The organism is Undibacterium sp. Di26W (assembly GCF_049340265.1).
Taxonomy (GTDB): domain Bacteria; phylum Pseudomonadota; class Gammaproteobacteria; order Burkholderiales; family Burkholderiaceae_D; genus Undibacterium.
Map to the genome: position 1 here is coordinate 1 of NZ_JBMPOR010000037.1, position 921 is coordinate 921.

The 921-nt window shown below is 42.6% G+C and carries 1 protein-coding gene; it reads right to left on the reverse strand.

Annotation, left to right across the window (positions count from 1 at the left end; genetic code table 11):
* On the reverse strand, positions 1-221 hold a 221-nt coding region (locus ACO0LM_RS27285; RefSeq protein WP_423041874.1), incomplete at its 3' end, for a hypothetical protein.
* Positions 222-921: the final 700 nt, after the last annotated feature.

The window sequence follows — 921 nt, forward strand, 5'->3', positions numbered from 1 at the left end:
CAGCGAATTCCATAGGGGCCAGCGGCATTTGTCGCAATAACAGGCCGGATGTAAGCGTGCAATCTATTCCTGCAAATCATGATGCGTTTTTTACTTGGCAAATGGCGGCGTCCATGTAAGGTTCTAAGCATCCATACTCTGGACAGGGATACCAGGAACAGGATAATCAGTGTAAATGCAGCAAAGTCCATATCGACATTCTCAAGGACGGCGATGAACATATACGCGATCAGCGAAATGCAGAAATACAGACAAACCCGGATATAACTGCGATTGCCTTTGCGAGCGACGGCTTTTGCCGGGGCAGGGCGAGACTTGGAAGGAAGCTGCTACCGGACATCAACATGTTGTTGATGTCGTGCTACAGAGACTAAAAAGAACAGAAATGATTGGCGTGAAGGAAATAAAAAAAGATCTGCAATCTGCCTTCCAAGAACGGATCGCTGCAAAGATTATTCAACTTCGCAAACAATGCCCCGAAGCTTATAGCGGTTTCTGAGAAGCTGGGCATGTGTAAGTGGGGACGACATTGTAGGTGGTTTTGATATGCGCCAGGCTATTGCAAATATAGTCAGCACCTTTTGCCTTATCTCAATCGTTGTAACTTGTGTGCCTAGTTAAAGCGAAAGGCATTATTTGCACATAGTGCCATTTGAATATGCAAGATTTTCACGCAGCCTGAGCAGTTTCCATTGAACAATTAAATTCTACCATTTAAAAAATTCATATTTTTCACCTCTTGCCTCTTAAATAGCGCTATTTAAAAATATTTTGAAGAAATCGCTAAACATTTTCTAAATTCCGTGGATACCTTGCACAGATTAGAAATAGTGCGATTGATCCGTTATGTATTTGCTAATTTGAATTTCCACTTGGCAATGATGGCGGGGCGATATTTACGAACAGCAAAGGGTTAGCAAA